Annotated in this window: 8 protein-coding genes; 6 read left to right on the forward strand and 2 right to left on the reverse strand. The window is 69.2% G+C overall.

The features are described from left to right. Positions 1 to 47: 47 nt before the first annotated feature. The 5 genes from mltG (at position 48) to ACLFMY_RS02145 (ending at position 4,148) form a co-directional block, all read left to right on the forward strand. Positions 48 to 1,073, forward strand: a complete 1,026-nt coding sequence (gene mltG, locus ACLFMY_RS02125) for an endolytic transglycosylase MltG (RefSeq protein ID WP_410762867.1) — start codon at positions 48 to 50, stop codon at positions 1,071 to 1,073. After that, a complete protein-coding gene (tmk, locus tag ACLFMY_RS02130; protein ID WP_410762868.1) occupies positions 1,070 to 1,705 on the forward strand; it encodes a dTMP kinase in 636 nt (211 codons plus the stop codon). Before mltG ends, tmk begins: the two co-directional genes overlap by 4 nt. After that, complete coding sequence (locus ACLFMY_RS02135; protein ID WP_410762870.1) at positions 1,698 to 2,747, forward strand: hypothetical protein; 1,050 nt, start codon at positions 1,698 to 1,700, stop codon at positions 2,745 to 2,747. Before tmk ends, ACLFMY_RS02135 begins: the two co-directional genes overlap by 8 nt. Before the next feature lie 184 nt (positions 2,748 to 2,931). Then, the gene (locus ACLFMY_RS02140) at positions 2,932 to 3,294 is read left to right on the forward strand and encodes a PilZ domain-containing protein (RefSeq protein ID WP_410762871.1); all 363 of its coding nucleotides are present in this window, start codon (positions 2,932 to 2,934) and stop codon (positions 3,292 to 3,294) included. A 23-nt stretch (positions 3,295 to 3,317) separates the two neighbouring features. After that, the gene (locus tag ACLFMY_RS02145; RefSeq protein WP_410762872.1) at positions 3,318 to 4,148 is read left to right on the forward strand and encodes a TatD family hydrolase; all 831 of its coding nucleotides are present in this window, start codon (positions 3,318 to 3,320) and stop codon (positions 4,146 to 4,148) included. Between the two features lie 69 nt (positions 4,149 to 4,217). Here the strand turns inward: ACLFMY_RS02145 and ACLFMY_RS02150 are convergent, their stop codons facing one another. Beyond that, positions 4,218 to 5,711, reverse strand: coding sequence for a LysM peptidoglycan-binding domain-containing protein (locus ACLFMY_RS02150; RefSeq protein WP_410762873.1), 1,494 nt, complete (start codon positions 5,709 to 5,711; stop codon positions 4,218 to 4,220). A gap of 132 nt (positions 5,712 to 5,843) precedes the next feature. Next, positions 5,844 to 6,641, reverse strand: a complete 798-nt coding sequence (gene gloB, locus ACLFMY_RS02155) for a hydroxyacylglutathione hydrolase (protein ID WP_410762874.1) — start codon at positions 6,639 to 6,641, stop codon at positions 5,844 to 5,846. Between the two features lie 332 nt (positions 6,642 to 6,973). On the opposite strand from gloB, the gene ACLFMY_RS02160 reads away from it, so the two are divergent. Next, positions 6,974 to 8,228 (forward strand): ComEC/Rec2 family competence protein (locus ACLFMY_RS02160; protein WP_410762875.1); only part of this gene is annotated, 1,255 nt, incomplete at its 3' end.

Genomic DNA, 8,228 nt, shown 5'->3' on the forward strand with positions numbered 1-8,228 from the left:
CCCGCTTCCCCCGACGTCGACCGATTTCGTGATTTCTGGAGTCATCAATGCGGCGAGCCATCGGGGTGTTCGTGATCTGGGCGGGGGGCATGGCCTTGCTGGCGACCCTGTTCTTCGCGGTGTCGGAGGCCTATCGCTTCTGGCAGATGCCGGTGGCCGAGTCCCCGGTGCCCGTGGTGGTCGAGCGAGGCGAGACCATGCGTGACGTGGCCGCGTCCATTCATGCGGTGAACCCGGCACTTCCCGAGGCGGTGATCTACTGGACGGCCCGATTCCGCGGCCAGTCGCGGGCCATCCAGTCCGGCGAGTACGAGATTGCCGCCGGCGAGCGGCTCGGCCGCCTGCTCGACCGGATGGCGGCCGGCGACGTGGTCGAGTATTCCCTGACGATCCCCGAGGGCGTCACCGCGCGGCGGTTCCTCGAGATCGTCGGTAGTGCGCCGCACATCGAACGCACCCTGGAGGACCTCTCGCCCGAGGGCGTCATCGAGGCCCTGGAACTGCCGGTCGAGCACCTCGAGGGCTGGCTCTACCCCGATACCTACCGCTATTCCGCCGGTACCACCGACCGCCAGTTGATCCGGCTTGCCCACCGGAAGATGCGCGAGGCCCTGGATGGCGCCTGGAGTGCACGCGCCGAGGGTCTGCCCGTCGACAGCCCCTACGAGGCGCTCATCCTCGCCTCGGTGATCGAGCGCGAGACCGCCGTGCCCGACGAGCGGGGCGAGGTCGCCGGCGTGTTCGTCAACCGCCTCGAGCGCGGCATGCGCCTGCAGACCGACCCGACGGTCATCTACGGCATGGGCGACGACTACGATGGCGTGCTGCTTTCCCGGCACCTGCGGGAGGACACCCCCTACAACACCTACACGCGCGACGGGCTGCCCCCCACGCCGATCGCTCTGCCGTCGAAGGACTCGCTGGTCGCCGCGACGCGTCCCGAGGAGACCGATGCCCTGTTCTTCGTGGCCGACGGCACGGGCGGGCACCACTTCTCGCGCAGCCTGGACGAACACAACCGGGCCGTCCTGCGGTGGCGAGCCCACCAGCGCGGCGAGGCGGTCGCCCGATGACCGCCGGCGTGGACACCTCGCGGTTCGTCACCCTCGAGGGCCTCGAGGGCGCCGGCAAGAGCACCGCCATGGCCTTCGTGCGCGAGTGGTTCGAGTCGCGCGGCGAGGCCGTCGTCTCCACGCGCGAGCCGGGGGGCACGCCGCTGGCCGAGGAGTTGCGAGGCGTGCTCAAGGCCGTGCGCGACGAGCCGGTGGCCCCGACCACCGAGCTGCTGCTGATGTTCGCCGCGCGGGCCCAGCACGTCGAGCGGGTGATCCGGCCGGCGCTGGCGACGGGCAGCGTGGTGGTCTGCGATCGCTTCACCGACTCGACCCGGGCCTACCAGGGGGCCGGTCGCGGTGTCTCGATGGAGATGATCGAGCAGCTTGCCGGGATCGCCCACGACGGTTGCAACCCGTCGCTGACATTCTGGTTGGATGTGCCCGTGGAGCTCGGCCTGCAGCGGGCCGCGGCCCGCGAGGCGGCCGACCGTTTCGAACAGGAGGCCCTGGCCTTCTTCGAGCGGGTGCGCGGGGGATTCGCCCGTCTGGCCGAGCAGCACCCCGATCGCATCGTGCGTGTGGATGGCGGTGCCCCGATCGAGGCGGTCAGGGCCCGGATCGAGCGCACGCTGGAGGCACGATATGGTTGAGAACGCGGCCACGGAGGAGATCGCCGGGTCGGCGGAGCGCCGCCTGTCCAGCCAGCCCCGGATGATCGAGGGAGCGGCCTGGGTGCGGGATGCCTGGACCCAGCTCGACCGGCTGGTGAGTGCCGGCCGGCTGCCGCACGGGCTGCTGTTGCACGGGCGGCTGGGGTCGACGATGACGGCACTGGTCGAGACGTTGGCCCGCCGGCTGATCTGCGAGGCGCCGAGGGACGGTTGGCCCTGCGGTGCATGCCCGGCCTGTCGACAGGCCGAGCAGGGCAGCTTTCCGGATGTCCACCGGCTGGCCGACGACCCCGATCATCGTGATATCCCTATCGATGCCATCCGTGACCTGATCGAGGGTGCCTGGTTCACGCGCTACGGGCGCATGCGCCTGATCGTCATCGAGCGCATCGAGCGGCTCAATCGCAACTCGGGCAATGCCCTGCTCAAGCTCCTCGAGGAACCGCCCGAGGCGACGCAGTTCCTCTGCACGGTCGAGCACGTCGATCGCCTGCTGCCCACCATCCGCTCGCGGCTCCAGCGCCTGCGCCTGCGCGAGCCGCGCCAGGCCGAGCTGGCCGACTGGTGGCAGGCGGCACGGGGGCTTGCACCGGAGCAGGCCCGCCTGGCGGCGTTCGTCGACGATCCGGCGTTGCTGGAAGAGGGCGAGCTGACCTTCGACTGGCAGGCGGTGACCCGGGCGTGGGTGGACCTGATGGCCGGGCGGGGCAACCCCGTTGGGGTGATCGAGCCGTGGCTGTCCCTGCCACGACCGGCCCTAGCCCGTTGGCTCCTGCGGTTGTGGGCGGCCGTGGCCCGTGGTCGGGCCGGGCTGCCGACGGAGGTGCCGGCCGCGCTCGAGGCGTCCGTGGAGCAGCTGGCGCGTTCGCACGACGACGAACACTGGCTGGCCGTCCAGTCGCGCCTGGTCCGGTTCGCCCGCGAGGCCGGCCACCCCCTGCACCCGGAGCTTGCCGTCGAGCAGCTCGCCCTCGACCTGGTCGACCCGCGCCTGCCGCGTCGGCTCGACCCCGGCCTCTGAATCCCCGATGGCCGGTGAGTGACCGGGTGATCGTCTTCGCCATTCCGGCAGACATCGTCTTCGGGTAGGCGACCCGGGGCCAAAGCCGTTAGACTTGCACCTCGAGATTCCGGATCCGTCGGGGTCGGGAGCCGTCGGTCTCCAACCCGCCGGCATTCGCGCAACCATCGATAAGGAGCAGGTCATGGCAGCGGCGCATAACGGGGGTGGCCTCGGTGGGGGCATGATCCACCACGACATCCCGGACAAGGAAACCCTTTACCGGTCCTACATGCCGTTCGTGAAGAACGGCGGGCTGTTCATCCCCGGTCACACCAACATCCCGCTGGGCAAGGAGATCTTCCTCACACTCACCCTGATGGGCAGCCCGGAGCGCCTGGCGGTGGCGTCCAAGGTGATCTGGATCACGCCACCCGGCAACCAGGGGGGCAAGACCCCGGGGATCGGGGTGCAGTTCGGGGCGATGGACCACGGCAAGACCCGGCAGCAGATCGAGACCTACCTGGCCGGCTCCCTGGAGAAGGACGCGCCGACCTACACCATGTGATCACGAGGCAACCCGGTTCGCCGATGCAGCTTTTCGACTCCCATTGCCATCTCGACCGCGTCGCGCTCGAAGCCTTCGACAACGACTTCGATCGCTTCATGCAGGTTGCGTACGACGAGGGGGTCACGCAGATGCTCTGCGTGGCCATCTCGCCGGCGTCCTGGGTCTCGATGACCGACCTGGTCGCCCCGTATCTCGCCGGGATGGCGGACCGCCGGGCGGACCGGCCGGCCGTCTACCTGTCCTACGGGCTGCATCCGACCGACGAGGTCGGTGAGGTGATCCCGGCGGAGGATCTGGTGGCGGCGATCCGCGAGGATCGTCACGCCGAATCGATCGTCGCGGTGGGGGAGACCGGGCTGGACTACTTCCACTGCGAGCAGGGGGAACGCTGGCAGCACGATCGGTTCGTCGCGCACATCGAGGCGGCTAGGGCGCTGGACAAGCCGGTGATCATCCACACGCGCGGGGCGCCCGGCGACACCATGGACGTGCTTGAGCGCGAGCACGCCGAGGAGTGCGGCGGGGTGATGCACTGCTTCGCCGAGGACTGGGAGACCGCCCGGCGGGCGCTGGATCTCGGCTTCTACATCTCCTTCTCGGGCATCGTGACCTTCAAGTCGGCCGCCGAGTTGCGCGAGGTCGCGCAGAAGGTGCCGGCCGACCGGCTGCTGGTCGAGACCGACTCCCCGTATCTCTCGCCGGTTCCCTTCCGCGGCAAGCCCAACAATCCCACCCGCGTGCGCCACGTGGCCGAGATGCTGGCCGACGTACGGGGCACGACCCTCGACGAGATGGCGGATCTCACGCGGAAGAACACCATGCGCTGGCTGGGTATCGACCGTCCGAACTGACATCCTGTCGGTGTGACAAGCGAAAAGCGGGGCCGCCGGGGCCCCGTTTTTCGTGTCCGGCTGGCGGGCTCAGTTGCTGGCGACCACCAGTTCCTGGCCGGGGCGGAGCGCGGCGTTGGGGCCGAGTCGGTTGAGCGTGCTGAGCTTGTCCACGGTGGTGGAGAAGCGCCGGGCGAGGTGCCACAGGGTGTCGCCGGGCTGGACCACGTAGCGGGACGGATCATCCCCCGACTCCCCGTTCGGCTCGTCTGCCTCGGCCACGCCCACCACCACCTTGTCGCCAGGACGGAGTACCGGGTCGTCGTCGAAGGCGTTCATCCGTTTCAGCTCGGCGAGCTTGATGTCGTGCTTGCGTGAAATCGCCCAGAGCGATTCGCCGGGCTCGACGGTGTGGGTGCGTGCATTGCCGGAGGCGATTGCCTGGTCGACGCGCCCGGCCGGCACGAGGATCACCTCCCCGGGTCGGGCCAAGGCCGACTGGCGACGGTTGATGGCCAGGATCTCGTCCACGGAACTGCCGTACCGCCGCGCGATGCGATGGAAGCTGTCGCCCTTGACGATGGTGTAGCGCTGCCAGTCCTCGGCCTCGGACGCCGCCGAGTTCAGCGTGTCGATGTCGAACCGCCCCTTGGCCTCCTGTGGAACCAGCAATCGGCGCTTCTTGCCGCCGGTGATCGAACGATCGAAGCCCGGGTTCAGCCGATAGATCTCGTCGTGATCCAAGCCGGTCAGGTCGGCGAGCTTGATCAGGCTGATCGAGCGGTCGAGTTCCACCTGGGCCAGTGCCGGACCGTTCTTGATCGGGTGAGGGGAGAAGCCGTACTTCTCCGGTTCGGAGAAGATCTTGACCAGTGCGAACAGGCGAGCCGGGTAGTCCTGGGTTTCCTTGCGCAGTGTGGTCAGGCTCCAGAAATCGGTCGGGCGGCCTTGTTTCCGGTTGTGGCGGACGGCATTGAGCAGCGTGCCCTGGCCGCCGTTGTAGGCGGCGATGATGGTCGACCAGTCGTCGTCGAACATGCCGCGCAGCTGGCTGAAGTAGGTCACGGCGGCCTCGGTGGAGGCCTCGATGTCACGCCGGCCGTCGTAGAACGTGTCGCGTTCGAGGCCGAAGTGGTCGCCCGTCGAGGGGATGAACTGCCAGATGCCTGCCGCCGAGCTCGACGACCGGGCCCCCGGCAGGTAGGCGCTCTCCACGACGGGCAGCAGGGTCAGTTCCAGCGGCAGGTCGGCCGCCTCGAGCTTCTCCACGATCATGTAGAGGTAGGGTTCGGCGCGCTCGCTCACCTCCTGCAGGTACTCGGGATGGCGCGCGTAGCGGGCGATCTGCGCGTCGATCCGCTTGTTGTCGGGGACCGGCAGGGAAAAGCGGGACGCGACGGCACGCCAGAGGTCGTTGCTGTGGTCCTTGCCGGCCTTCTCCTGGTCACTGATGGCGGGCAGGGGGCTGAAATCGGAGTCCTGGGCGACTCCGCTCGGATCCTCTCGGCCCGGTTCCTGCGTGGCGAGATTGGCACAGCCGTTGAGGAGCAGCGCCACGAGGGAAACGACAGCGACCTGGAACAACAGGCTCCATGGTGTCCTCGCAGGTCGGGGAACAGGGGATGGGGGGTATGTGTCGTCCATGGAAATCACGCTGTTTGTTGAAAAGGTGTCCGGGCCGGGTTCGCCGTTCCGTCCGATCCGACGGGCCGCGCGCTACAGTCGCGCCAGGCCATCGAAATCATCCTTCCAGTGGCGGAGCATCGCGAATGCCTCCGCGTCGTCCGGAAGGGGGTGACCGACGTAAGTCTCGATGGCCGCCCTCAGCGCGGGTACGCGCACACGCATGAACGGGTTGGTCTTCTTCTCGAGCACGAGCGAGGCGCTGGCCGTGGGTTCGCCCCGTTCCCGTTTCACGGCCACGTCGTGGACCCGCGCGACGATGTCCGGGTTGTCCGGCTCGGCATGGGCGGCAAAGCGCAGGCTGTCCGCGGTGTACTCGTGCCCGCAGTAGATCCGGGTTTCGTCGTCGAGTTCCGCGATCCGGTCGAGCGAGTTCAGCATCTGTACGGCGGTGCCCTCGAACAGGCGGCCGCAACCGGCGGTGAACAGGGTGTCGCCGCAGAACAGGTGCCGGCCCAGCAGGTACGTCAGGTGATCCTGCGTGTGCCCCGGCGTGGCCATGACCTCGAACCGGCCGACCCCGGGCACCTCGAAGGCGTCACCTTCACCGACGACATGGTCCACCCCGAAACGGCGGCAACTGTCCGGGCCATGGACCGGCATCGGGAAGCGGGCGAGCAGTGCACCCAGCCCCTGCACGTGGTCGGCGTGGTGGTGGGTGATGATCGTTCCCGCCGGCGTGAGTCCACGCGCCTCGATCGCCTCGATCACCGGGCCGGCTTCGCCCGCATCGACGATGACCGTGGCACCGTCCAGCCCCTCGACCAGCCAGACGTAGTTGTCCGAGAGGACAGGGATGCAGTGGATCGTCGGGGCGGCTACAGTGTTCATGCCGGCATGGTAACGCAACACCGCGGGAGCAAGGAATGCCCGAGTGTTGCCTGCACGCGACACCTGCCGGTCGACCCGAGCGGGTCGTGGATCACGTCTGCAGGGATGCGAACGCATGATCAATCGCGAGGCGAACTCCGTCGGCCACGGGCCGTCGTCGACACGGGGCCTTCTGCTTGCCTGGCCGGTCGGGGCGTTGCTCGGCTGGCTGCTTCCGTGGACGACGGGCAGCGACGCGGCCTGGAGGCTGTCACTTGCCTGGGCGGGGCAACTGGCCCTGTCCGCCCCCCCCGGCGACCGTCTGGCTGGCTGTCGGATTGCTGCCGGTTGTCGTGCTGCTGTGGGCCGCGGGTTCGCGGCGCTCGGCCCTGGTGCTGGCCTTGCTGTCCGGGTTGGCACATACCCTGGGGAGCAGCGCAACGCTGATCGACCGCACGCCTTCCTTCGACCAGCGTATCGACTGCCGGCTCGAGGGGACCGTGCGGGGCCTGGTCGACGACCGCCCGGATCGTCGGCGTTTCGTCATCGAGGCGAGTGCCGCCCGCGCGGCCGAGCCGGGTGATCCGCCGTCCGCAGAGGAGTGTCGTTCCATCCCGGAGGGCGGGCGGCTGCGGCTCGGCGACTATACGCCAGCGGAGGAGCGGGTGAAGCTCGTCTCCGGTCATCGCTACCGGTTCACCGCCCGGCTCAAGCCGTTGCATGGATATGCCAACCCGGGCGGGTTCGATTACCGGCGCTGGCTGTTTCGTCATCACCTGCTGGCCACCGGGTATCTGCGTGACGGTGATCCCGTCCGGCTCGGGAAGGCGAGCGGGGCGAGGGCGCGGGTCGACCGGATCCGTCACCGGGCGCAGGCGCTACTGGGGAAGGTCCTGGCCCGGGCAGAGGAGGCCGACCCCGCCGGAACGCCCGGAGCGCGCGCCGGCGAGGCCCTGCTGCTTGGCCTGGCGATCGGGGATCGTTCCGGCCTGGACGAGCGGCAGTGGGAGACGCTGCTGGCCACGGGGACCAATCATCTCCTCGCCATTTCCGGTTTGCACGTCGGCATGATTGCCGCGCTGGTCGGATTGCTCGCCCGGACCGTCTGGCCGCGGCTGGCGGCTCGCTCGGGCATGCCCGCGCAATGGGTCGGTGCGGCGGCCGCCGTGGTCGCCGCCTGGAGCTACGCCCTGGTGGCGGGGCTGTCGATCCCCACGTTGCGCGCGGCGTTGATGCTGACGATCCTGCTGCTGGGCGTGCTTGGGCGGCGGCGCTGGCGCCTGTTCGACCTGTGGCTCGTGGCGTTCGCGCTGGTCGTCGCCCTCGACCCGTTCGCCCCGCTGGACGCGGGTTTCTGGCTGTCGTTCGCGGCCGTGCTCCTGATCCTCGCCGTGATCCAGGCACGGGCCCGCTGGACCGGCCTGTTCGGCCTCGTCCGGCTGCAGTGGCTGTTGATGCTCGGTCTGCTGCCGCTGACCTGGTGGCTGTTCGACCGGGTCGCCTTCGCGTCGCTGCCGGCCAACCTGCTGGCCGTCCCGCTGGTGTCCATCCTGCTTACCCCGCTGTCGCTGATCACCCTGTTCCTGGCGGGGCTCAGCCCGGCGCTGG

Source organism: Guyparkeria sp. (assembly GCF_046545975.1).
In the GTDB taxonomy this organism is placed as follows: domain Bacteria; phylum Pseudomonadota; class Gammaproteobacteria; order Halothiobacillales; family Halothiobacillaceae; genus Guyparkeria.

What these genes read in the sequence shown, in the direction of transcription:
- mltG (WP_410762867.1), top strand. Translation starts at nt 48, where the DNA reads ATGCGGCGAGCCATCGGGGTGTTCGTGATCTGGGCGGGGGGCATGGCC.
- tmk (WP_410762868.1), top strand. Translation starts at nt 1,070, where the DNA reads ATGACCGCCGGCGTGGACACCTCGCGGTTCGTCACCCTCGAGGGCCTC.
- ACLFMY_RS02135 (WP_410762870.1), top strand. Translation starts at nt 1,698, where the DNA reads ATGGTTGAGAACGCGGCCACGGAGGAGATCGCCGGGTCGGCGGAGCGC.
- ACLFMY_RS02140 (WP_410762871.1), top strand. Translation starts at nt 2,932, where the DNA reads ATGGCAGCGGCGCATAACGGGGGTGGCCTCGGTGGGGGCATGATCCAC.
- ACLFMY_RS02145 (WP_410762872.1), top strand. Translation starts at nt 3,318, where the DNA reads ATGCAGCTTTTCGACTCCCATTGCCATCTCGACCGCGTCGCGCTCGAA.
- gloB (WP_410762874.1), bottom strand. Translation starts at nt 6,641, where the DNA reads ATGAACACTGTAGCCGCCCCGACGATCCACTGCATCCCTGTCCTCTCG.